Here is a 22,371-nt window from a genome sequence, read left to right on the forward strand (position 1 = left end):
CATGCCCGGACCTGCCCTGCGCGATCGCCGCACGAAAGGAATACACATGTCGAAAGTCATCGGAATCGACCTCGGTACAACGAACTCCTGCGTCGCCATCATGGACGGGAGCCAGCCGCGGGTCATCGAGAACTCCGAGGGCGCCCGCACCACCCCGTCGATCGTCGCCTTCACGGACGACGAGCGTCTGGTCGGCCAGGCCGCGAAGCGCCAGGCTGTCACCAACTCCGAAAACACTCTCTTCGCCGTGAAGCGCCTCATCGGCCGCCGCTACGATGACGCCATGGTCGCGAAGGACAAGGAGATGGTCCCCTACAAGATCGTCTCGGGCGCCAATGGCGATGCCTGGCTCGAGGTGAAGGGTGAAAAGTATTCTCCGAGCCAGATCTCGGCCTTCACGCTCCAGAAGATGAAGGAAACCGCCGAGAGCTACCTCGGCGAGACCGTGACCCAGGCGGTCATCACCGTTCCCGCCTACTTCAACGACGCCCAGCGTCAGGCCACCAAGGACGCCGGCAAGATCGCGGGCCTCGAGGTGCTGCGCATCATCAACGAGCCGACCGCGGCTGCGCTCGCCTATGGGCTCGACAAGGAAGGCACCAAGACGATCGCGGTCTACGACCTCGGCGGCGGCACCTTCGACATCTCGATCCTCGAGATCGACGAGGGCCTCTTCGAGGTGAAGTCCACCAACGGCGACACGTTCCTCGGTGGTGAAGACTTCGACATGCGGATCGTCCAGTATCTCGCCGACGAGTTCAAGAAAGAGAACGGCGTCGACCTGACCAAGGACAAGATGGCGCTCCAGCGCCTGAAGGAAGCCGCCGAAAAGGCCAAGATCGAGCTTTCGTCCTCGTCGCAGACCGAGATCAACCAGCCGTTCATCTCGATGGACCCGAAGACGCATCAGCCGCTGCACCTCGTGCTGAAGCTGACCCGCGCCAAGCTCGAAAGCCTGGTCAGCGATCTGATCGCCCGCTCGATGAAGCCCTGCGCCGCGGCGCTCAAGGATGCCGGCATCTCGAAATCCGAGATCGACGAGGTCGTGCTCGTCGGCGGCATGACCCGCATGCCGAAGGTCATCGAGGAAGTTACGAAGTTCTTCGGCAAGGAGCCGCACAAGGGTGTGAACCCTGACGAGGTCGTTGCCATGGGTGCGGCGATCCAGGCCGGTGTGCTCCAGGGCGACGTGAAGGACGTTGTGCTTCTCGACGTGACCCCGCTCTCGCTCGGCATCGAGACGCTCGGCGGCGTGTTCACGCGCCTCATCGACCGCAACACCACGATCCCGACCAAGAAGAGCCAGATCTTCTCGACTGCGGAAGACAACCAGAACGCCGTGACCATCCGGGTCTTCCAGGGTGAGCGCGAGATGGCGGCCGACAACAAGATGCTCGGCCAGTTCAATCTCGAGCAGATCCCGCCTGCCCCGCGCGGCGTGCCGCAGATCGAGGTGACCTTCGACATCGACGCCAACGGCATCGTCTCCGTGTCGGCGAAGGACAAGGGCACCAACAAGGAACAGAAGATCACCATCCAGGCCTCGGGCGGTCTCTCCGACGAGGACATCGAGAAGATGGTCAAGGACGCCGAGGAGAATGCCGAGGCCGACAAGCAGCGCCGCGAGCTGGTCGAGGCCCGGAACCAGGGCGAAAGCCTGATCCACGGCACCGAGAAGTCGATCAAGGAGCATGGCGACAAGGTCGATCCGACCACGATCGAGGCGATCGAGCTCTCCATCAAGACGCTGAAGGAAGCGATGGAGAAGGACGATCCGGAAGCGATCCGCGCCCGCATCCAGGACGTGACCGAAGCGTCGATGAAACTCGGCGAGGCGATCTACAAGGCGCAGGCCGAAGAGATGGCCGGCCAGGACGATGCCGGCCCCGATGGCGCGACGGGCAACTCCACCTCGGGCCAGGACGACGACATTGTCGACGCCGATTTCGAGGATCTGGGCGACGACCACAACAAGAAGTCCTGATCCGGTTGATCCCGCAGGGTGGCCCTCTCGATTCGAGGGGGCCATTTTGCTGTTGCAGGGGAGCTCGCCCGCATGGCGAAACGTGACTATTACGAGGTGCTCGGCGTAACGAGAACCGCGACCGAGACAGAGATCAAGAAGGCTTTCCGCAAGAAGGCCATGGAATTGCATCCTGACCGCAACCAGGACAATCCGCACGCCGAGACGAAGTTCAAGGAAGTCAACGAGGCCTATGACGTCCTGAAGGACGGCAACAAGAAGGCCGCCTACGACCGCTACGGCCATGCCGCCTTCGAGAATGGCAGCGCCGGGCCCGGCGCAGGCGGCTTCCGCGGCGCAGGTGCCAATGCGGATTTCGCCTCCGCCTTCTCCGACGTCTTCGACGATCTCTTCGGCGATTTCATGGGTGGCGGCGGCGGAGCACGGGCGCGCGGCGGCCAGCGCGCCTCGCGCGGCTCGGATCTGCGCTACAACCTCCGCCTCTCGCTCGAGGAAGCCTTCCGCGGCAAGCAGGCGACCGTGACCGTTCCGGGCAGCGTCGTCTGCGAGGTCTGCCATGGCACCGGCGCCGAGGGCGGCGCGGAACCCGCCACCTGCCCGACCTGCTCAGGCATGGGCAAGGTTCGGGCGCAGCAGGGCTTCTTCACCGTCGAGCGCACCTGCCCGACCTGTCAGGGCCGCGGCCAGATCATCAAGAATCCCTGCGGCTCCTGCGCCGGCGCGGGCCGGGTGCGCAAGGATCGCACGCTCAATGTCAACATCCCCGCCGGCGTCGAGACCGGCACGCGGATCCGGCTGGCGGGCGAGGGCGATGCGGGGCTGCGCGGTGGACCGGCGGGCGATCTCTACATCTTCATCGAGGTCGCCGATCATGCGATCTTCGAGCGCGACAACCAGAACCTCTTCTGCCGCATTCCGGTCTCGATGACGACCGCTGCGCTTGGCGGCGAGATCGAAGCCCCGACGCTCGATGGCGGGCGGACCCGGGTAAAGGTTCCGGCCGGGGTGCAGACCGGCAAGCAGCTCCGGCTGCGCGGCAAGGGCATGCCCGCACTGCGCGGCGCCGGCCACGGCGATCTCTACATCGAGCTCCGGGTCGAGACGCCGGTCAACCTCAGCCACCGCCAGAAGGAGCTCCTCAAGGAGTTCGACGAGGCGGGCAAGGACAACAGCCCGGAAACACACGACTTCTTCAGCCGCGTGAAGAACTTCTGGGACGGGATGAAGGGCTGAGGCCCTTTATCCCCCGCAGCAGGCCTCACCCCGCGGCGTCTACCAGGCGCTGGCGGGCGCGGCTGACCCGGCTCTTGACCGTGCCGACCGAACAGCCGCAATGGGCGGCCACCTCGGCATAGCTCGCCTCCGCAACGCCGATCATCAGCAGCGGCCGTCGCTGTGCCGCGGGCAGCCCCGCGATGTGGCGAGCCACTTCCTGGAGCTGGAGCGCGCTTTCCTGAGTGGCGGCAAGGACGCCCGCCGGCGCGACGATCTGGCTCAGTGCCAGCCGGGCCCGCTGCGACCGGCGCATGTCCGACAGGAAACAGTTGCGCAGTATCGTCATCATCCAGGCCCCGAGATTGCTTCCGGTCTGGAAACTGCGCCGGCTCTGGATCGCACGCAGGACCGTCTCCTGCACGAGGTCGTCCGCCTCCACCGCGTCCCGGCAGAGACCGATGGCGAAATTCCGCAATCTCGGCATCAGCGCGACGACCTTGCTCAGAAATTCATCCTCCGGTTTTTTCAATGAAATGCCTCCCCCTAGCGTGGATACGCATGTAAAGTCGGGTCAGGGCCCGACCGTCATGGCCTCAGCTTGGGGTGTCCTCCGCGTGAAGACATGTAACTGCGACATATCAAATGAAAAAAAACGGACATAATCCGCCCCGTGTGCCCTGTCACGACTGCCGTCTTCGCGCGATGCCGTGCTTTTCGCCTTTCAGCGCGTCAGAGCTTGCCTTCATGGAAACCTTCAAGGCGGGGGAGCTGAGGGTCGATCGCGACACGCCGATCGTGCTCGAGGGCACGTCGAGCCCGCATCTCTACACCGTGCTCGAAGGCACCGCGATCCGCTTCAAGACCCTCGAGGACGGGCGGCGGCAGGTGATCGGCTTCGTGCTGCCGGGTGACTTCATCGGGCTCCAGGCGGCAGTGATGGCCGAGATGCAGCATTCCGTCACCGCCGTCTCCGCCATGCATCTCTGCGTCTTCAACCGCGCCGATCTCTACCGCATGTTCGGCGAGCAGCCCGAGCGCAGCTTCGACGTGACCTGGCTTGCCGCGCGCGAGGAGCACTTCCTCGGCGATCAGCTGGTGACCGTCGGACGGCGGAGCGCGCTCGAACGCGTCGCCCATGCGCTCCACATGCTGCATGGCCGGGCGCTCGACGTCGGGATCGCGACGAAGACCTCAATGGACATGCCCTTCACGCAGGAAGACCTCGCCGATGCGCTCGGCCTGTCGCTCGTCCACACCAACAAGACGCTCTCGCGCCTGCGCGCTTTGCAGGTCGCCTCCTGGAAGACGAAGAAGCTCGAGATCTTCGACCGCGAGAGGCTCGCGGATATCGCCGGGATCGAGAACGCGCCGCCGCCGATCCGGCCGTTGATCTGAACCGCCCGCGCCGAACCGGCACCGGTTCGGGTTGCCTTCCCCGCCCGCGCGTGATCGAGTCCGCGCCGGTCAGGGGCAGCAGGACACGGGACGAGACATGAACGCGGTCGTCACGCCGATGATGGCGCAGTATCTGGAGATCAAGGCAGGGCACGCCGATGCGCTGCTCTTCTACCGGATGGGCGATTTCTACGAGCTTTTCTTCGAGGATGCCGAGGCGGCGAGCGCCGCCCTCGACATTGCGCTCACCAAGCGCGGCAAGCATCTCGGCGAGGATATCCCGATGTGCGGCGTGCCGGTCCACGCCGCGGAGGGCTACCTGCTCACCCTCATCCGCAAGGGCTTCCGTGTCGCCGTCTGCGAACAGACCGAGGATCCGGCGGAGGCCCGCAAGCGCGGCTCGAAATCCGTGGTGCGGCGCGAGGTCGTCCGGCTCGTCACCCCGGGCACGCTGACCGAGGAAAGCCTGCTCGAAAGCCGGCGGCACAATTACCTCGCGGCCTTTTCCGACATTCGCGGCGAGGGCGCCTTTGCCTGGGTCGATCTCTCGACCGGAGACGTGACCGTCGCCCCCTGCCCGCGCCTGCGCCTCGGGCCGATGCTTGCCCGCCTCGCCCCGCGCGAGGTCCTGCTGAGCGAGGCTCACGAGGACGAGCTGCGCGGCCTGATCGCCGAAGCCGGCGGCGTCGCAACGCCGCTGGCGCGCGCCAGCTTCGAGTCCACCCTCGCCGAAGGCCGGATCGCGAACGTCTACAAGGTCGCCTCGCTCGACGGCTTCGCGAGCTTCGGGCGCGCGGAGATCTCGGCGCTCGGCGCGATCATCGACTACCTCGACCTGACCCAGAAGGGCCGCCTGCCCTTCCTGAAGCCGCCCGCCCGCGAGACACCCGGTGGCCTCATGCAGATCGATGCCGCAACCCGGCGCAATCTTGAACTGACCCGCAGCCTTTCCGGCGGGCGCGAGGGCTCGCTCCTCGCCGCGATCGACCGCACGCTGACCGGCGCGGGCGCGCGGCTGCTCGAGGCGCGGGTGAACGCGCCCTCGACGGATGTCGGCGCGATCCACGCCCGGCAGGATGCGCTTGCCGTCTTCGCCGAGGACAGAGGGCTCGCCCGCCGGGTGCGCGAGGGGCTGCGCAAGGTGCCGGATCTCGAACGCGCGCTCTCGCGGCTCTCGCTCGACCGGGGCGGGCCGCGCGATCTCGCGGCGATCCGCGACGGGCTCGGCGAGGCCGAGCGGCTGAGCGAACTCCTGCCCGCCGGCGGCCCGGATCTGGTCGTCGCTGCACAGGACGCGATGCGCGGGCATGACGAGCTGATTTCGCTTCTCGATGCCGCCCTTGTCGCCGAGCCGCCGCTGCTCGCCCGCGATGGCGGCTTCATCGCCGCCGGCCTCGATGCCGAGCTCGACGAGACCCGCCACCTCCGCGACGAGGGCCGCGGCGTGATCGCCGAGCTTCAGGCGGAATACGTCCGGCAGAGCGGCGTCAATGCCCTCAAGATCAAGCACAACAACGTGCTCGGCTATTTCATCGAGACCCCGGCAACCCACGCGACCCGGATGATGAGCGCGCCGCTCAACGAGCTCTTCGTCCACCGCCAGACCACGGCGAACGCGGTCCGCTTCACCACCCTGCCGCTGTCCGAGATCGAGACCCGCATCCTCAATGCAGGCTCGCTCGCGCTCCAGATCGAGAAGCGGATCTTCGAGGACCTGCGCCAGGCGATCCTCGCGGCCGCCTCCCGGATCGGCGCGACGGCCAAGGCGCTCGCCGAGATCGACGTGGCCGCGGGCTTCGCCGATCTCTCCGCCTCCGAGGGCTGGGTGCGCCCCGAGGTTGACGCCTCGCGCGCCTTCGCGATCACCGAGGGCCGTCACCCGGTGGTCGAGCAGGCGCTCCGGCGCACGGGCGAGAGCTTCGTTGCCAATGACTGCGAGCTGAGCGCGGGCGGCGCGAGCGCCCGGCCGATCTGGCTTGTCACCGGCCCCAACATGGCGGGCAAATCGACCTTCCTGCGCCAGAACGCGCTCATCGCCCTGCTCGCGCAGATCGGCGCGCATGTGCCCGCGCGGGCCGCGCGCATCGGCGTGGTGGATCAGCTTTTCAGCCGCGTGGGGGCGGCCGACGATCTCGCCCGCGGCCGCTCGACCTTCATGGTCGAGATGGTCGAGACCGCGGCGATCCTCAATCAGGCCGGCGAGCGCGCGCTCGTCATCCTCGACGAGATCGGCCGCGGCACAGCCACCTATGACGGGCTCTCGATCGCCTGGGCGGTGCTCGAACACCTGCACGACGGCAACCGCTGCCGCGGGCTCTTCGCGACCCATTACCACGAGCTCACCGCCCTCACCGCGAAACTCCCGGGCCTGCGGAACGCCACCGTCGCGGTGCGCGAATGGGAGGGCGAGGTGATCTTCCTCCACGAGGTGCGCGACGGCGCCGCCGACCGCTCGTACGGCATCCAGGTCGCGGAACTCGCGGGCCTGCCGAAAGCGGTGGTGGAGCGCGCGCGCATCGTGCTCGAGGCGCTGGAGGAAGGCGAACGGCAGCAGGGCGGCAAGGCCAAGGCGCTTGTCGACGATCTGCCGCTCTTCAGCCGGATGCTCGAAGCGCCCGAGACGCCTACGAAGGCCAAGGGCGCTTCGCCGGCGGTCGAGGCACGGCTCAGGGCGGTCTCGCCCGACGAGCTCACGCCCCGCGACGCGCTCGCGCTCGTCTATGAGCTGCGGGCGCTGATCGAGGCGTGAGGCCGGAGACTTACTCCTTGCTGGCGGGCGGCGGGGTCGGCGATCCGGCGGAGACACCCACCTGCGCCGGGCGCAGCAGCCGGTCGGCGATCATGAAGCCCACATTCATCACCTGAATGATGTCGCCGGCCTTGGTGCCCGGCACCGGAGCCTCGAACATCGCCTGATGCTGCTTGGGATCGAAGCGCTCGCCCACGGCCGGCTCCACGCGGACGATCTTGTGCTTCTCGAACACGTTCAGCAGATCGCGCTGGGTGAGCTCGATCCCTTCGATCAGCCCGGGTGCGGCGTCGCGCAGCTCGTCGGTGATATTGTCGAGCGCCCGGTCGAAATTGTCATGCACCGACAGCAGGTCGCGCGCAAAGCGCGTCGCGGCATAGAGCTCGGCGTCGCGGCGGTCCCGCTCGCCACGCTTGCGGATGTTCTCCACATCGGCCAGCGCACGCAGCAGGCGGTCCTTCAGTTCGCCGTTCTCGGCCTTGAGCGCGGCAACCTCCTCGGCCTCGATGGCCGCATCGGTGATTTCCTCGTCATCCGCATCCACGGCTTCAGGATCGTCGAGAAACGCCTCGTCCTGCATCTCGTCCAGTCTGTCCTTGCCCATTCCCATTCCGTCCTAGACCTGGGACCGGCTGGAAACCAGCCGCCCCACCAGCTGAGCGGTATAGTCGACGATCGGAACGATACGGCCATAGTTCAGCCGCGTCGGCCCGATCACACCGACCGCACCAATGATTTTTCGATCCGCATTCATATAGGGAGAGACCACTAGAGATGAACCGGAAAGTGAAAAAAGCTTGTTCTCCGAGCCGATAAAGACACGCACCCCGTCACCGATCTCGCTGAGTTCCAGCAACTGCGCCAGATCGCGCTTGCGTTCGAGATCGTTGAAAAGCTCGCGGATGCGCTCGAGATCCGCGGCATCGCCCGTCGCCTCGAGCAGATTGGAACGCCCGCGCACGATGAGCCGCCCGCCATCCCCCGGCTCGTCGCTCCAGGTGGCAAGCCCGCTCTCGATCATCTGGCGCGACAGCGCATCGAGCTCGGCGCGGCGCTTGTCGATCTCCTCAGCAACAACGCTGCGCATTTCCGAAAGCGTGCGGCCCTGAAGGATCGCGTTGAGGAAATTGGCCGCCGACTGCATCGCGGAGGGCGTGAGCCCGGCGGGCGGCGTGAAGAGCCTGTTTTCCACATGCCCGTCGGCCGTCACCAGCACGACGAGCCCGCGATCCGGGGCCAGGGCCACGAACTCGATATGCCGGATCGGCGCCTCGGTCTTCGGCGCGAGCACGAGGCTCGCCCCATGCGTCAGCCCCGAGAGCATGTCGCCCGCACGGTCGAGCATGTCGGGCAGATCGCCATCGGCCCGGCTGAGCGAGCGCTCGATCTCCGCCCGCTCCGATCCTGCCACGTCACCGATCTCGAGAATGCCGTCCACGAAGAGCCGCAGGCCGAGCTGGGTCGGAATGCGGCCGGCCGAGACATGCGGGCTGTCGAGAAGGCCGAGGTATTCGAGATCCTGCATCACGTTGCGGATCGTCGCCGCCGAGACCTTCTCGCTAACGGCCCGGCTCAGGGTGCGCGAGCCCACCGGCTCGCCGGTCTCAAGATAGGTCTCGACCAGCCGCCGGAAGACCTCGCGGCTCCGCGCGCTCATTTCGCTCAAGGAAGAGGCTGCTTGCGACACGCATCGAACCCCGCGGGCTGAACCACCCACAAAGATGTATGTGTCGGGGCAGGTCCGGTCAATCATGAGCCGCGACGCTGGACGCCAGTGGCCCGAGCCGCTAAGGGGGGCGCCATACGAGCGATGCCACAAATTCGGGAGAATTCCCCCATGCGCCCTTCCGGCCGCGCCGCTGATGCGCTCCGCCCTGTCATCATCGAGACCAACGTGACGATGCATGCCGAGGGTTCCTGCCTCGTCAGGATGGGCGACACCCACGTCCTCTGCACCGCGAGCGTCGAGGAAAACGTACCGCCCTTCATGCGCAAGACCGGCCTCGGCTGGGTCACCGCCGAATACGGCATGCTGCCGCGCGCCACCACGACGCGGAACCGCCGCGAAGCGACCGCCGGCAAGCAGTCGGGCCGCACCCAGGAGATCCAGCGGCTCATCGGCCGTTCGCTCCGTGCCGGCGTCGATCGCGTGGCGCTCGGCGAACGGCAGATCACCGTCGATTGCGACGTGATCCAGGCCGACGGCGGCACGCGCTGCGCCTCGATCACCGGCGGCTGGGTCGCACTCCGGCTGGCGGTCAACAAGCTGCTGGCCAAGGGCACGATCAAGAACGACCCGATCACCGCCCATGTCGCCGCCGTGAGCTGCGGCGTCTACGGCGGCCAGCCGGTGCTCGATCTCGACTATGCCGAGGACAGCACCGCCGGGACGGACGCGAACTTCGTGATGACCGACGGCCTCGGCCTCATCGAGGTGCAGGGCAGCGCCGAGGGCGCGACCTTCACCCGCGACGAGCTGATCCGGCTGCTCGATCTCGCCGAGAAGGGTATCACCGAGCTTGTCGCCGCCCAGAAGGCCGCGGTGGCATGACACGCCGGTTCAACGAGCCGAAACTCGTCGTCGCGACCCATAACAAGGGCAAGCTCGAGGAGATCCGCAATCTGCTCGAGCCCTACCGGATCGAGATCGTCTCCGCGGGCGAACTCGGGCTGCCCGAACCGGAAGAAACCGAAACCACCTTCGTCGGCAACGCCCGCATCAAGGCGCATTCCGCCGCGAAGGCGAGCGGCCTGCCCGCGCTCGCCGACGATTCCGGCATCGAGGTCGATGCGCTCGGCGGCGCCCCCGGCGTCTATACCGCCGACTGGGCCGAAACGCCCGACGGCCGGGATTTCGTGCTGGCGATGACCCGCGTGCAGGAAGAGCTCGACCGGATCGGCGCCCCTGCCCCGCGCACCGCCCGCTTCCGCTGCACCCTCGTGCTCGCCTGGCCCGATGGCCATGACGAGGTCTTTGACGGTCGTGTCGAGGGCCAGTGCGTCTGGCCGATGCGCGGCGAAGAGGGCCACGGCTACGACCCGGTCTTCCTGCCGGATGGCTATGAGATCACGTTTGGCGAGATGGACCGCTGGGAAAAGAACCGCATCAGCCACCGCGCCGATGCCTTCCGCAAGTTGGTGGCGGGCTGCTTTGCGTGAGGATTGGCAGTCCGGCGGCTTCGGGGTCTACATCCACTGGCCCTTCTGTGCCTCCAAATGCCCGTATTGCGATTTCAACAGCCATGTCTCGGCGCGCGTGGATCACGCACGCTGGCGCGCTGCCCTCGCGGCCGAGATCCGCGCCACCGCGGCGACCCTGCCCCGGCGCCAGGTCACCTCGGTCTTCTTCGGCGGCGGCACGCCGAGCCTCATGGAGCCCGAAACCGTCGGCGAGGTGATCCGCACCATCGCCGAGGTCTGGGATCTCGCCCCCGGCACCGAAATCTCCCTCGAGGCCAATCCGACCTCTGTCGAGGCCGGAAAGTTCCGCGCCTTCCGGGACGCCGGCGTCAACCGCATCTCGCTCGGTGTCCAGGCGCTCAACGATCCCGACCTCAAGGCGCTCGGGCGGCTTCACACCGCGGCCGAGGCGATCGGGGCCTTCGAGACGGCCCGCGCGGTCTTCGAGCGGGTGAGCTTCGACCTGATCTATGCCCGGCAGAACCAGAGCCGCGCCGCCTGGGAGGCGGAACTGCGCGAGGCCATCGCCATCGCGGTCGATCACCTCTCGCTCTACCAGCTCACCATCGAACCCGGCACGCGCTTCGGCGATCTCTTCGCCCGCAGCCGGCTCCGCGGCCTGCCCGATGACGGGCTGTCGGCCGACATGTACGAACTCACGCAGGAAATCTGCGCCTCCTCCGGCCTGTCGGCCTATGAGGTCTCGAACCACGCCTGGCCCGGCGCCGAATGCCGGCACAATCTCGTCTACTGGCGCTACGGCGATTACGCGGGCATCGGCCCCGGCGCCCACGGCCGGCTGACCCGCTCGGGCGAGCGCGCGGCAACCGTCGCCTATCGCGATCCCGCCGAATGGCTCGCAGCCGTCGAGCGCACTGGCAGCGGCATCGAGTCCACCGATACGCTCGATGCCGAGATCCAGTCCGAGGAAATGCTGATGATGGGCCTGCGGCTCACCGAGGGCATCTCGCTCGCGCGCCATGCCGCCCTCGCCGGAGCGCCGCTTGCCATCGGCCCGATCGAGGCGCTCGAAGGCCTCGGCATGGTCCGCCACGCGGGCGATCGCCTCACCGTCACGGAAAAAGGCCGCCCCGTCCTCAATGGCGTGACTAAATCCCTTTTATTTCAATAGATTATCCGCCAAGCCGCTGGCATAGCCCGTCGAGCTCCTCAAGCGAGGTGTAGCGGATGCGCAATTCGCCCTTCTGCTGCCCCGGCTTGTGGTTGATGAGCACCTGCAGCCGCAGATTGGCCGAAAGATCCTGCTCGAGCGCGCGGGTGTCCGCATCCTTCTGCGGCTCGACCTTTCCGGCCTTCTTGGGCTTCCGGTCGCCGATGGTGCGGGCAAGCTGCTCGGCCTGACGCACCGAGAGATCCTTCTCGACGATCTGCCGGGCAAGCTGCTCGGGATTGGCAACCGTGACGAGCGTCCGGGCATGGCCAGCCGAAAGCTGGCCGGCACGAACCATGTCGAGCACTTGCTCCGGCAGCGTCAGCAGCCGCAGCAGGTTCGCGATATGGCTCCGGCTCTTGCCGAGCACTTCCGCGAGCTTTTCCTGCGTGTGCCCGAAGCGATCCATGAGCTGACGATAGCCAAGCGCCTCCTCGACCGAATTGAGGTCCGCGCGCTGGATGTTCTCGATGATCGCAAGCTCGAGCACCTCGGCATCGCTGAGCTCGCGAATGACGCCGGGAAGCTCGTGCTTTTCCGCCACCTGGGCTGCGCGCCAGCGCCGCTCGCCGGCGACGATCTGAAATTCACCCGGCCGATCCTGCAGGGGCCGCAGGATCAGCGGCTGGATCACACCCTTCTCGCGGATCGAGTTGGCGAGATCCTGCAGATCCTTCTCGTCGAAGGTCCGCCGGGGCTGGTTGGGATTGGGATGGATGCGTTCGATCGGGATCATCCGGTCGGGCGGCATCACCGGACGCATCAGTGAAGGTTCGTCGCTCGGCGCCACATCGGCCAGGAGTGCGGAAAGCCCCCGGCCCAGTCCCTTCTTTTCCAAGTCCCTGTCCCTCCCGTCAGGCCGTTGCGGCCACGTCTCGCGTTCCCTGAATCCGGGCGAGCAGCTCCCCGGCGAGCTTCTGATAGGCAATGCTTCCGCTGCTGGCATGATCGTAGATCAAGGCAGGAACCGCATGGGACGGCGCTTCGCTCAACCGTACGTTGCGCGGAATGACCGTCTCATAGACCAGAGCGCCGAGATTGTCGCGCACATCCGCCTCGACCTGACCCGAGAGGTTGTTGCGCCGATCATACATCGTCAGCACGATCCCCTCGATCCGGAGCGCGGGATTGGAGTTGCTCCGCACCGTCTGGACCGTCCGCATCAGCTGCGAAAGCCCTTCGAGGGCGAAGAACTCGCACTGCAACGGCACGAGAACGGTATCCGCCGACACCAGCGCATTGATCGTCAGAAGATTGAGAGAGGGCGGGCAATCGATGAGAATGAACTCCCGCTCGCTGAACGCCTCGATCTTGGAGCGCAGAACATCCCGCATCCGATGCAGCCGGCGCGGATCGGAGACCATATCGACATCCGCGGAGCTCAGATCCGGTGTCGCGGGAATGATCTGAAGCCCCGGAACCGCGGTCATATAGCTCTGCACATCCACGCCTTCGCGCCGGAACAGCAGGTCATAGGTGGTAAAAGTCCGCTCGGAGGGCGAGATTCCGAGACCCGTCGAGGCATTTCCCTGCGGATCCAGGTCGATCACCAGAACATCATGCCCCAGCGCGGCGAGCGCCGTGCCGAGATTGATCGCTGTCGTCGTCTTTCCGACACCGCCCTTCTGGTTCGCGATTGCGATGATGCGGGGGGTGGAGTCCTGGTCAAGCACGCCTGATAGCTCCAATTTCCAAGATGGCAGCCCGTGAATCCGTTAGGCTCGGATGCGTTCGGCAGTCAAATTGCCACAACCGCAGCGCGTCCTCGATCTCCTTATGCACCGTCTCCCCCTTCGGAAACAAGCAAATACCCTCCGGATCGAGATGTTTTTCGGCGAATTCGAGCAGTTGTGGCAGGGGGGCAAGCGCGCGCGCCGAGATGACCTCAGCCTTGAGCGGCGCTACCGCTTCAATCCGGGCATTATGGATCGAGACGGGCACTCCGCATTCCCGCGCCACCGTGGAAAGAAACGCGCACTTCCGGCTGTCACTCTCCACGAGATGGAATTGCGTGGATCCCCCTTCACCGGCACAGAGAACCGCCAGAACAAGCCCCGGAAACCCCGCTCCAGATCCGAAATCAGCCCAGATTCCGGCCGTTTCGGGCCTTAGGTGCCAGAGTTGCGCGGAATCCGTCATGTGGCGGTCCCAGAGCTCCAGCTCGGTCTTCCTCGAAATGAGGTTTATTCGTGGATTCCAGCGCGCGATCAGCTCCGCATAGAGATCGAGACGCTCCATTGTTTCACGTGAAACATCGAAGCGCGCTTCAAACCCCTCTCGACCTGTCAAAACCGTCACGATCTAGGCCACCGAAGAGGCGGAACCCTGCCGGGCCCGCAGCAGAACAAGCGTAAGCGCCGCCGGGGTCATCCCTTCAATCCGCGCCGCCTGCCCCAATGTCTCGGGGCGAACCCTTTCGAGCTTTGCCCGAAGCTCAGACGACAAACCCGGCATCGCCGAATAGTCGAGATCCGCCGGAATGCGAACACCCTCATCCTTCCGAAGCTGCGCCGCCTCAACGCTTTGCCGCTTCAGATAGGGCTCATATCGTGCATCGTTCTCGAGTTGCTCCCAGATTTCATCCGAGAACACTACATCCGGGCCCAGAAGCCCGCGGACCTGGTCAAATCCGGCATTGGGATAGGATAGAAGATCAAACACCGAGCGCCTGACGCCGTCCCGATTGACCTGAATCCCGGCCTCAGCCGCCTGCCCCGGCGTCACTGCTACGGCCTTCGCCAGGGCTCGCGCTTCATCAAGCACTTGAATTTTCTCGGAAAACGCCCGGATTCGCGCGTCTGAAGCGCATCCAACCGCGATCGCACGCGGCGTAAGCCGCTGATCTGCGTTATCCGCCCGCAGGAACAGCCGAAACTCGGCTCGTGAAGTGAACATCCGATAGGGCTCAGAAACCCCCTTCGTCACCAGATCATCGATCAACACGCCGATATAGGCCTCATCCCGGCCCAGAACGAACGGTTCCCGCTCCAGGACCTCGCCTGCCGCATTCAGCCCGGCAACGAGCCCTTGCGCCGCAGCCTCCTCATATCCTGTGGTTCCATTGATCTGTCCCGCAAGATATAGCCCGCTCACCGCCTTCAGACTGAGCCGGCGGTCGAGCGAGCGCGGATCCACATAGTCATATTCCACCGCATATCCAGGCTGCAGGATGTCGACGTTCTCGAGCCCCGCCATGCTCCGGACATACTGATGCTGCACCTCCTCCGGCAACGAGGTCGAAACCCCGTTCGGATAGACCACATCGGTGTCCAGACCCTCGGGCTCAAGGAAGACCTGATGGCTTTCCTTGTCCCTGAACCGCATCACCTTGTCTTCGATCGACGGGCAATACCGCGGTCCGACCCCTGAAATATGGCCGCCATACATCGCGGATCGGCCGATATTCTCCCGAATGATGTCGTGGGTCCGGGGATTTGTGTGCGTAATTCCGCAGGAAATCTGTCGAGCCGCAGGCACGTTTGAAAGGAAAGAGAACAGCGTCGGCTCGCTATCCGCTTGTTGTTTCTCGAGAATTCCCCAGTTGATAGACTTTCCATCGAGCCTGGGCGGGGTCCCCGTCTTCAGCCGCCCCAAGGGCAGATCAAATTCCGCCATGCGGTCCGCGAGCCGTGTCGCGGAGGCATCGCCGATACGGCCCGCCTCGAACGACCTCTCGCCGATGAAGATCCGGCCCCGCAAAAACGTCCCGGTTGTCAGTACGACCGCGCGCGCGCCGATCTCATGCTCGCCGTCGAGCTCGACACCCGCAACCTGATCGGAGCGCACCAGAAGATTGGTGACCTCCCCTTCGATCACATCAACATTCTCGAGCCGTGAAAACAGGCCCTGGACCACATCCCGATAGATCTTCCGGTCGATCTGCGACCGTGGCCCGCGCACCGCCGGCCCCTTGGATCGGTTCAGCAAGCGGAACTGGATCCCCGCCTGGTCGGCCGCCCACCCCATCATTCCGTCCATCGCGTCGATTTCGCGGACCATATGCCCCTTGCCCAATCCGCCGATGGCCGGATTGCAGGACATTTCGCCGAGACGGTCAAACCGATGGGTGACAAGTGCGACCCTGACGCCACAACGGCTCGCCGCATAGGCGGCCTCGGTACCGGCATGGCCTCCGCCGACCACGATCACATCGTAGCCGGATTGTTTCACGTGAAACATGGATCACTTTCCCAGACAGAAGTTCCGAAAGATGATGTCGAACACTGCCTCGATATCGGCCTTTCCGACCAGGTAATCAAGCGCTGTGACGGCACTGCGGATATCTGCAGATACCAGTTCGACATCGACGCCGCCGGAGCGCAAGCCGACCTCAGCCGCGTCAATCCAGATCAGCGCTTCCTCGACCGCCTTTCGCTGCCGATCGTGCGAAAGCAGGCTCGCGCGCGCAACCCTCTCACCGAGGATCGCTTCCAGCTCGCGAAGCATTTCGGGAACCCCCGCCCCCGTCAGCCCGGAGATCCCACGGCCGGAAGAAGCCGCCACATCGGCCTTCCCATGCAGCACCAGATCATGAGCCTCGACCGCAACACCGATCCCGTCGGTCGACTCCCCGTCAGCCAACAAAAAGAGTCGGATATCGGCACGTTCCGCGCGCTCACGTGCCCGCCGAATGCCAAGCGATTCGATCTCGTCTTCGGAGTCTCTCAGCCCCGCCATGTCGAGAAAGGTCACGGGAATTCCGCCGAGATCGAGACGCACTTCGAGCACATCCCGAGTCGTCCCGGCATGGGGCGACGTCAACGCCGCCTCACGGCCCGCAAGCCAGTTGAGCAAGGTCGACTTCCCGGCATTCGGCCGCCCGACAATCGCCACCTCGAATCCGGAGCGCAGCCGCTCGGCGACCGAGCTGCCGGAGACCATGCCGCGCATCTCTCGGGCCAACCCGGCGATCATGTCCACCGCCGGATCGAGCACGCCCTCGGGCAGTTCCTCGTCGGAAAAATCGATGGTCACCTCAATCAGCGCCAGCACCTGAAGGAGACTGTCCCGCCAGCCGAGCGCCTGCCGCGAAAGCCGGCCTTCCATGACATCGAGCGCCAGCTTGAGCTGCGCGTCCGTCTCGGCGGCCAGCAGGTCCCCGAGCCCCTCGGCCTGGACAATATCGAGCTTGCCGTTCAGCACCGCCCGGCGGGTAAACTCGCCAGGTTCGGCAAGCCGCACCTTCGGAACCTGACCGAGAATGCGCAGCACGGCGCGCACGACCGCGGGGCTGCCATGCAGATGCAGCTCCACCACATCTTCGCCGGTGAAACTTGCGGGCCCCGGAAACAGGAGGACCAGCGCCCGATCGATGCGCTTGCCGGTGTTGGGATTATTGACCCAGAAAAGAGAAGCAAGTCGCGGATGCGGCTTTTTGCCACAAAGCAAGTATAGTGAAGTCAAAGCTTGTGGCCCGGAAATCCGAACCACAGAAACGCCGGCTATACCGGGCGCGGTCGCCAGAGCGAATATTGTGTCTTTAGACGCCGCACCCACATGTGCCTTCCTAGCTGTTCATCGAGTCGAAGAACTCGGAATTGCTTTTTGTCTGCTTCAGCTTGCCAAGAAGGAACTCGATCGCGTCGGTCGTCCCCATCGGGTTGAGGATCCGGCGCAGCACGAACATCTTGGTGAGGTTCACCTTGTCGACCAGAAGCTCTTCCTTGCGGGTGCCGGACTTGAGAATGTCGATGGCCGGGAAGACGCGCTTGTCCGCGATCTTGCGGTCGAGTACGACTTCCGAGTTGCCGGTGCCCTTGAACTCTTCGAAGATCACTTCGTCCATGCGGCTGCCGGTATCGATGAGCGCGGTCGCGATGATGGTCAACGACCCGCCCTCCTCGATGTTGCGCGCCGCGCCGAAGAAGCGCTTCGGCCGCTGGAGCGCGTTGGCATCGACACCACCGGTCAGCACCTTGCCCGAGCTCGGAACCACGGTGTTGTAGGCGCGGCCGAGGCGGGTGATCGAGTCGAGGAGGATCACCACGTCGCGCTTGTGTTCGACCAGGCGTTTCGCCTTCTCGATGACCATCTCGGCCACGGCCACGTGGCGCGCCGCCGGCTCATCGAAGGTCGAGGCAACAACCTCGCCCTTCACCGAGCGCTGCATGTCGGTGACTTCCTCCGGGCGCTCGTCCACGAGCAGCACGATCAGGAAGCATTCCGGGTGGTTCTTCTCGATCGAACTCGCGATGTTCTGCAGGATCACCGTCTTGCCCGAGCGCGGCGGCGCGACGATCAGCCCGCGCTGGCCCTTGCCGATCGGCGCCACCAGGTCGATGACCCGCGTGGTCTTGTCCTTGATCGTCGGATCCTCGACCTCGAGGGTCAGCCGCTCGTCGGGATAGAGCGGCGTGAGGTTGTCGAAATGCACCTTGTGGCGCGCAGCTTCCGGCTCCTGGAAGTTGATCTTGGAGACTTTCACCAGCCCGAAATACTTCTCGTTCTCGTTCGGTGCCCGGATCACCCCCTCGACCGTGTCACCGGTGCGGAGATTGAACTTCCGGATCTGGTTCGGGCTCACATAGATGTCGTCCGGTCCGGCGAGATAATTTGCCTCGGGCGAGCGCAGGAAGCCGAAACCGTCCTGCAGCACCTCGAGCACCCCGTCACCGGAAATCTCGACGCCTTCTTCCGCCATGTCCTTGAGGATGGCGAACATCATGTCGCCCTTGCGCATGCTGGAGGCGTTGTCGATTTCAAGCTCTTCCGCGAAGGTCAGAAGATCGGCGGGGCTCTTGGCCTTCAAATCGGCCAAAGACAGCTGCTTGAAATCCGTGGAAAGGTCCATTGCAAACTCTGATTATGAGGGAGATGCGTTTATGAGGAAGGAAGGGAATACTGGCAGAACGCCACCCCTTTTGGGGTTCATTGTCACAAGTTGGCCATCATGTCAAATCGGCCGCACGATCACCATGATGACGATAATGACCAGTGCGAGCGTCGGAACCTCGTTCATGAGGCGGTAAATGCGTCCTGTTCTGGTATTCTTATCATCCCGAAATTCTTTCCAACGTCTTACCAGCCAGTGATGCATCCAGGTGAGCATCAGCACAGCGGCGAGCTTCGGATAGATCCAGAGATCCTGTGTCCATGACACGACCCCCGGGGTCAGAAGCAAGAGGATCCCGAAAAGCCAGGTCGCGACCATCGCCGGGTTGACGATGAGCCGCAGAAGCTTGCGTTCCATGATCTTCAGCGTTTCCGAAACCTCCGAGCCGGGCGCTCCCCGTTCGGCGTGGTACACGAAGAGCCTCGGAAGATAGAACATGCCGGCCATCCAGGCTGTCATCGACATGACGTGGAAGGCCTTGGTCCAGAGATACATCTCCGAGAGCAGATCGAACATTGGGTCTCTCCGAAGTCAGGTTCGATATCCGGGCTAGCACATCTCGCAAAGCGTGCAAGCGAGGGCTTATCCACTCATAGAAAGACCTTTCAGGCTTTGATTTTGTTTAGGTAGAAAGAGCCGGTGAGTCATGGGGATAACCGGTACTCCAGATTTTCCCACAAAGTTTTCCACAGGAGTTATCCACTGTGGGAAAACGCGATCGGCGCCGAGCGTTTTTGAAGCCGATTTTTTTATCATTACATTTCAGAGGGTTATATACCTATTGACCGGCGGGTCAAAATCGGAATCCCGATTCCTCGGCTTGAGACTCACCGAGGCGCCAAAAGTTATCCCAATCCCTGTGACTCAAACGATGCACCGTGGATAACTGGTGGTAACGAATGGAGGGGACATGGAAAGAATTCGTTAAGAATGATTACCGCACAGGATTCGCGCACGCATCCCACCGCGTTATCCACACATCTGTCCGCAGGATTCTTTGCTTTCGGACCGTTTTCGAGGACCCGCGGCTGGCGTGAAGCCCTTGCGAGACCCGTACCGAGGCCGCATTAGACCCCCATGACAGAGCATTTTCCGACCGATCCCCCCGAGATGCGCCCGGTGATTCTCGCCTCAGGCTCCCGGGCGCGCGCCGCGCTCCTTCAGAACGCGGCAATTCCCTTCACCCGCGATCCGGTCGCCGTCGATGAGGCGGCGATCAAGGCGAGCCTTGCGGCGGAAAATGCGTCTGCAAGAGATGTAGCCGATACGCTGGCCGAGTACAAGGCGCATCGCGGCGCAAATCGCCATCCGGGCGCCATCGTCATCGGGGCCGACCAGGTCCTGGTCTGCGAGGGCCGGATCCTCGACAAGCCCGCCGATCTCGCCGCCGCCCGCGATCAGCTCGCCTTCCTGCGCGGCCGGACGCACGAATTGCTCTCCGCCGCCGTGGTCTACGAGGACGTCCGGCCCGTCTGGCGCAACATCGGCCGGGCAAAACTCGCCATGCGGCGCTTTTCGGATGCATTTCTCGACGACTATATCGCGGCCGAGGGCGAAACACTCTGCGAGACGGTCGGCTCCTATCGGCTCGAGGCCCGTGGCGCACAGCTCTTCACCCATGTGAGCGGCGATTATTTCTCCATCCTGGGCCTGCCGCTGCTCGAACTTCTGGGTTTCCTGCGCACAAGAGGCATCGGACAGACATGACGCATCGTCCTCCGCTCGCCGGGGTCGTCGGCTGGCCGATCGGCCATTCCCGCTCCCCGAAACTTCATGGCCACTGGCTCGCGCGCGAGGGCATCGCCGGATATTATGTGCCGATCGGCCTCGCGCCGGAGGCGCTCGACGCGGGTCTCGCGGCGCTGGCAACGCTCGGATTTCGCGGCGTCAACGTGACGATCCCGCACAAGGAGGCGGTTCTCGCCCGTGCCGCCACCCTCTCCGACGCCGCGCGGCAGATCGGCGCGGCCAATACCCTGACCTTCAATCCCGACGGCAGCTTTCACGCCGACAACACCGATGCCTTCGGGTTTCTCGAAAACCTCCGCCAGAACGCCCCCGGCTGGACCGGCGCCGAAGGCCCCGCGCTGGTGCTCGGTGCCGGCGGCGCGGCGCGCGCCATCCTGCACGCGCTTCTGACAAGCGGCGCGCCGGAAATCCGCCTCGCCAACCGCAGCCGGCACCGGGCCGAGGCGCTGGCGGATCATTTCGGGCCGAAAATCCGCGTCATCGACTGGGATGCGGCGGCGGAGGGCGCCTCGGAAGCTGCCACCATTGTGAACACCACATCGCTCGGCATGAAGGGCCAGCCGCCGATGACGCTTGATCTTCGCGCCGCTTGGCCCGAGGCTGTAGTGACCGACATAGTATATGAGCCACTCATGACTCCGTTCCTTCAAAGTGCGGCGGACCAGGGGTTCCGTACCGTTGATGGCCTCGGAATGCTGCTCCATCAGGGCATTCCCGGCTTCCGCGCCTGGTTTGGCGGCAATCCGGTGGTCGACGAGGCCCTTCGGACGGCGGTGATGCGGGAATGAAACGGCGGCGTCCCTACAGACTGGGGCTGACCGGGTCGATCGGCATGGGCAAATCGACCACCGCGGCGATGTTCGCGGGGCAGGGGGTTCCGGTCTGGGATGCCGATGCCGTTGTTCATGGGCTCTATGCCCCCGGTGGAGCGGGAGTCGCGGTGATCGGCGAGCTCGTTCCCGAAGCGATCAGGCGCGGAGGGGTCGATCGCGATACCCTGCGCGCCGCGGTTGCCGCCGATCCCGGCCTGCTGCCGGTGCTCGAGGAGCGGGTGCATCCGCTGGTCCGCAACGATCGCGAGGCCTTCCTGCAGCAGAATGCCGAGGCCGAGATCCTGCTCTTCGACATTCCGCTGCTCTACGAGACCTGCGCCGAGACATGGCTCGACGGCGTGGCCGTGGTGACGGCCCCGGTCGAGGTGCAGCGCGCGCGCGTGATGGAGCGGCCGGGCATGTCGGACCTCACACTCGAACATATCCTTGCGCGCCAGATCCCGGATGCGGAAAAGCGTCTCCGGGCGGATTTCGTGATCCGCACCGATCTCGGCCTCGAATCCGCCCGTCAGGCGGTGGAGGAGGTCATCGCCGAGATCCGTGGCGGCAAGAGGGGGCATCTCGATGCGTGAAATCGTACTCGACACCGAAACCACCGGCTTCGATCCGACATCGGGCGACCGGATCGTCGAGATCGGCGCGGTGGAGCTGCGCAACCTGATGCCGACCGGCCGGACCTATCACCAGTACATCAATCCCGAGCGCGACATGCCGCAGGAGGCCTTCGCGGTACATGGCCTCTCGACGGAGTTTCTCGCCGACAAGCCGGTCTTCGCGAAGATCGCGCAGGAGTTTCTCGATTTCGTCGGGGATGCGAAGCTCGTCATCCACAATGCCGCCTTCGACATGAAGTTCCTCAATGCGGAGCTTGGCTGGGTGAAGAAGCCGTCACTTCCCTGGGCGCAGGCCGTCGATACGCTCGACATCGCCCGGCGGCGCTTTCCGGGGGCGCAGAACACGCTCGACGCGCTCTGCCGCCGCTTCGGCGTCGACAATTCCGGCCGCGAGAAACACGGCGCGCTGCTCGACTCCGAGCTGCTGGCGGAGGTCTATCTCGAACTGATGGGCGGGCGGCAGCCCGATTTCTCGCTCTCGGTGGTGCATTCGAGCGCCGGCGGCGGGGCCGGCGGCGACTGGCGTCCCGGTCCCCGGCCGCGCCCGCTTCCGTCCCGGTTGACCGAAGCGGAGCGCGAGGCGCACGCGGCCTTCATCGCGGCCCTCGGCGCCCCGGCCCTCTGGAACGCCGAATAGAGGGGCAGGGGG

General features: G+C 64.9%; 21 protein-coding genes. 11 read left to right on the forward strand and 10 right to left on the reverse strand.

All coding sequences use genetic code 11. From position 1 onward, the window contains the following. Positions 1–46: 46 nt before the first annotated feature. Positions 47–1,984, forward strand: a complete 1,938-nt coding sequence (dnaK, locus tag ACF66B_RS12045; protein ID WP_111429441.1) for a molecular chaperone DnaK — start codon at positions 47–49, stop codon at positions 1,982–1,984. 72 nt (positions 1,985–2,056) lie between these two features. Continuing rightward, positions 2,057–3,217, forward strand: coding sequence for a molecular chaperone DnaJ (gene dnaJ / locus ACF66B_RS12050; protein ID WP_111429440.1), 1,161 nt, complete (start codon positions 2,057–2,059; stop codon positions 3,215–3,217). Between the two features lie 25 nt (positions 3,218–3,242). On the opposite strand, the gene ACF66B_RS12055 is transcribed toward dnaJ, so the two are convergent. Beyond that, entirely contained in the window at positions 3,243–3,728 is a 486-nt protein-coding gene (locus tag ACF66B_RS12055) for a sigma-70 family RNA polymerase sigma factor (protein ID WP_111429439.1), read from the reverse strand. A 215-nt stretch (positions 3,729–3,943) separates the two neighbouring features. On the opposite strand from ACF66B_RS12055, the gene ACF66B_RS12060 reads away from it, so the two are divergent. Continuing rightward, positions 3,944–4,594 carry a Crp/Fnr family transcriptional regulator gene (locus ACF66B_RS12060; RefSeq protein WP_392662712.1) on the forward strand — a complete coding sequence of 217 codons (651 nt, stop codon included), beginning with the start codon at positions 3,944–3,946 and terminating at the stop codon, positions 4,592–4,594. A gap of 97 nt (positions 4,595–4,691) precedes the next feature. Then, entirely contained in the window at positions 4,692–7,343 is a 2,652-nt protein-coding gene (gene mutS, locus ACF66B_RS12065; RefSeq protein ID WP_162683223.1) for a DNA mismatch repair protein MutS, read from the forward strand. Positions 7,344–7,353: 10 nt separating this feature from the next. On the opposite strand, the gene grpE is transcribed toward mutS, so the two are convergent. Both grpE and hrcA read right to left on the reverse strand, forming a co-directional pair. Next, positions 7,354–7,947: a nucleotide exchange factor GrpE gene (gene grpE, locus ACF66B_RS12070; protein ID WP_392662715.1), complete on the reverse strand. Its 594-nt coding sequence runs from the start codon at positions 7,945–7,947 to the stop codon at positions 7,354–7,356. 12 nt (positions 7,948–7,959) lie between these two features. After that, a complete protein-coding gene (gene hrcA, locus ACF66B_RS12075; RefSeq protein ID WP_392664860.1) occupies positions 7,960–9,000 on the reverse strand; it encodes a heat-inducible transcriptional repressor HrcA in 1,041 nt (346 codons plus the stop codon). A gap of 180 nt (positions 9,001–9,180) precedes the next feature. Between hrcA and rph the strand changes: the two genes are divergently transcribed. The 3 genes from rph to hemW are packed head-to-tail and all read left to right on the forward strand — an operon-like array spanning position 9,181 to position 11,655. Further along, positions 9,181–9,894: a ribonuclease PH gene (gene rph, locus ACF66B_RS12080; protein ID WP_111429436.1), complete on the forward strand. Its 714-nt coding sequence runs from the start codon at positions 9,181–9,183 to the stop codon at positions 9,892–9,894. Next, positions 9,891–10,502, forward strand: coding sequence for an RdgB/HAM1 family non-canonical purine NTP pyrophosphatase (gene rdgB / locus ACF66B_RS12085; protein WP_111429435.1), 612 nt, complete (start codon positions 9,891–9,893; stop codon positions 10,500–10,502). The genes rph and rdgB overlap by 4 nt, the downstream gene beginning before the upstream one ends. Next, the gene (hemW, locus tag ACF66B_RS12090; protein WP_111429434.1) at positions 10,465–11,655 is read left to right on the forward strand and encodes a radical SAM family heme chaperone HemW; all 1,191 of its coding nucleotides are present in this window, start codon (positions 10,465–10,467) and stop codon (positions 11,653–11,655) included. The genes rdgB and hemW overlap by 38 nt, the downstream gene beginning before the upstream one ends. Before the next feature lies 1 nt (position 11,656). Here the strand turns inward: hemW and ACF66B_RS12095 are convergent, their stop codons facing one another. The 7 genes from ACF66B_RS12095 to hemJ all read right to left on the reverse strand — a co-directional run bounded on the left by ACF66B_RS12095 (position 11,657) and on the right by hemJ (position 19,042). Further along, positions 11,657–12,532, reverse strand: a complete 876-nt coding sequence (locus tag ACF66B_RS12095) for a ParB/RepB/Spo0J family partition protein (RefSeq protein ID WP_392662720.1) — start codon at positions 12,530–12,532, stop codon at positions 11,657–11,659. A gap of 16 nt (positions 12,533–12,548) precedes the next feature. After that, positions 12,549–13,367, reverse strand: a complete 819-nt coding sequence (locus ACF66B_RS12100; RefSeq protein ID WP_392662722.1) for a ParA family protein — start codon at positions 13,365–13,367, stop codon at positions 12,549–12,551. Then, positions 13,360–13,992, reverse strand: coding sequence for a 16S rRNA (guanine(527)-N(7))-methyltransferase RsmG (gene rsmG, locus ACF66B_RS12105; RefSeq protein ID WP_392662725.1), 633 nt, complete (start codon positions 13,990–13,992; stop codon positions 13,360–13,362). Before rsmG ends, ACF66B_RS12100 begins: the two co-directional genes overlap by 8 nt. Positions 13,993–13,995: 3 nt before the next feature. Further along, the gene (mnmG, locus tag ACF66B_RS12110; protein ID WP_111429430.1) at positions 13,996–15,873 is read right to left on the reverse strand and encodes a tRNA uridine-5-carboxymethylaminomethyl(34) synthesis enzyme MnmG; all 1,878 of its coding nucleotides are present in this window, start codon (positions 15,871–15,873) and stop codon (positions 13,996–13,998) included. Between the two features lie 3 nt (positions 15,874–15,876). Next, positions 15,877–17,190 carry a tRNA uridine-5-carboxymethylaminomethyl(34) synthesis GTPase MnmE gene (gene mnmE / locus ACF66B_RS12115; RefSeq protein ID WP_111429429.1) on the reverse strand — a complete coding sequence of 438 codons (1,314 nt, stop codon included), beginning with the start codon at positions 17,188–17,190 and terminating at the stop codon, positions 15,877–15,879. Between the two features lie 10 nt (positions 17,191–17,200). Next, positions 17,201–18,484 (reverse strand): transcription termination factor Rho, encoded by a 1,284-nt coding sequence (rho, locus tag ACF66B_RS12120; RefSeq protein WP_111429428.1) that lies wholly within the window; start codon positions 18,482–18,484, stop codon positions 17,201–17,203. Positions 18,485–18,586: 102 nt separating this feature from the next. After that, the gene (hemJ, locus tag ACF66B_RS12125) at positions 18,587–19,042 is read right to left on the reverse strand and encodes a protoporphyrinogen oxidase HemJ (RefSeq protein WP_111429427.1); all 456 of its coding nucleotides are present in this window, start codon (positions 19,040–19,042) and stop codon (positions 18,587–18,589) included. A gap of 561 nt (positions 19,043–19,603) precedes the next feature. Here hemJ and ACF66B_RS12130 point away from each other — a divergent pair. The 4 genes from ACF66B_RS12130 to dnaQ are packed head-to-tail and all read left to right on the forward strand — an operon-like array spanning position 19,604 to position 22,359. Beyond that, on the forward strand, positions 19,604–20,233 hold the full coding sequence (locus tag ACF66B_RS12130; protein ID WP_392662730.1) for a Maf family protein: 630 nt from the start codon (positions 19,604–19,606) through the stop codon (positions 20,231–20,233). After that, on the forward strand, positions 20,230–21,063 hold the full coding sequence (locus ACF66B_RS12135) for a shikimate dehydrogenase (protein WP_111429426.1): 834 nt from the start codon (positions 20,230–20,232) through the stop codon (positions 21,061–21,063). Before ACF66B_RS12130 ends, ACF66B_RS12135 begins: the two co-directional genes overlap by 4 nt. Continuing rightward, on the forward strand, positions 21,060–21,680 hold the full coding sequence (gene coaE / locus ACF66B_RS12140; protein WP_111429425.1) for a dephospho-CoA kinase: 621 nt from the start codon (positions 21,060–21,062) through the stop codon (positions 21,678–21,680). The genes ACF66B_RS12135 and coaE overlap by 4 nt, the downstream gene beginning before the upstream one ends. After that, positions 21,673–22,359, forward strand: a complete 687-nt coding sequence (dnaQ, locus tag ACF66B_RS12145) for a DNA polymerase III subunit epsilon (RefSeq protein ID WP_111429424.1) — start codon at positions 21,673–21,675, stop codon at positions 22,357–22,359. The genes coaE and dnaQ overlap by 8 nt, the downstream gene beginning before the upstream one ends. Positions 22,360–22,371: the final 12 nt, after the last annotated feature.

The sequence above is a fragment of the Amaricoccus sp. B4 genome (genome assembly GCF_043226085.1).
Lineage (GTDB): Bacteria > Pseudomonadota > Alphaproteobacteria > Rhodobacterales > Rhodobacteraceae > Amaricoccus.

Bases quoted from the DNA above. Each gene is read 5' to 3' on its own strand.
- dnaQ (WP_111429424.1), top strand. From the start codon at position 21,673: ATGCGTGAAATCGTACTCGACACCGAAACCACCGGCTTCGATCCGACA.
- hemW (WP_111429434.1), top strand. From the start codon at position 10,465: ATGCCTTCCGCAAGTTGGTGGCGGGCTGCTTTGCGTGAGGATTGGCAG.
- hemJ (WP_111429427.1), bottom strand. From the start codon at position 19,042: ATGTTCGATCTGCTCTCGGAGATGTATCTCTGGACCAAGGCCTTCCAC.
- dnaK (WP_111429441.1), top strand. From the start codon at position 47: ATGTCGAAAGTCATCGGAATCGACCTCGGTACAACGAACTCCTGCGTC.
- hrcA (WP_392664860.1), bottom strand. From the start codon at position 9,000: ATGAGCGCGCGGAGCCGCGAGGTCTTCCGGCGGCTGGTCGAGACCTAT.
- rph (WP_111429436.1), top strand. From the start codon at position 9,181: ATGCGCCCTTCCGGCCGCGCCGCTGATGCGCTCCGCCCTGTCATCATC.
- mnmG (WP_111429430.1), bottom strand. From the start codon at position 15,873: ATGTTTCACGTGAAACAATCCGGCTACGATGTGATCGTGGTCGGCGGA.
- ACF66B_RS12060 (WP_392662712.1), top strand. From the start codon at position 3,944: ATGGAAACCTTCAAGGCGGGGGAGCTGAGGGTCGATCGCGACACGCCG.
- coaE (WP_111429425.1), top strand. From the start codon at position 21,060: ATGAAACGGCGGCGTCCCTACAGACTGGGGCTGACCGGGTCGATCGGC.
- ACF66B_RS12130 (WP_392662730.1), top strand. From the start codon at position 19,604: ATGACAGAGCATTTTCCGACCGATCCCCCCGAGATGCGCCCGGTGATT.
- mutS (WP_162683223.1), top strand. From the start codon at position 4,692: ATGAACGCGGTCGTCACGCCGATGATGGCGCAGTATCTGGAGATCAAG.
- rdgB (WP_111429435.1), top strand. From the start codon at position 9,891: ATGACACGCCGGTTCAACGAGCCGAAACTCGTCGTCGCGACCCATAAC.
- ACF66B_RS12135 (WP_111429426.1), top strand. From the start codon at position 20,230: ATGACGCATCGTCCTCCGCTCGCCGGGGTCGTCGGCTGGCCGATCGGC.
- grpE (WP_392662715.1), bottom strand. From the start codon at position 7,947: ATGGGCAAGGACAGACTGGACGAGATGCAGGACGAGGCGTTTCTCGAC.
- rho (WP_111429428.1), bottom strand. From the start codon at position 18,484: ATGGACCTTTCCACGGATTTCAAGCAGCTGTCTTTGGCCGATTTGAAG.
- dnaJ (WP_111429440.1), top strand. From the start codon at position 2,057: ATGGCGAAACGTGACTATTACGAGGTGCTCGGCGTAACGAGAACCGCG.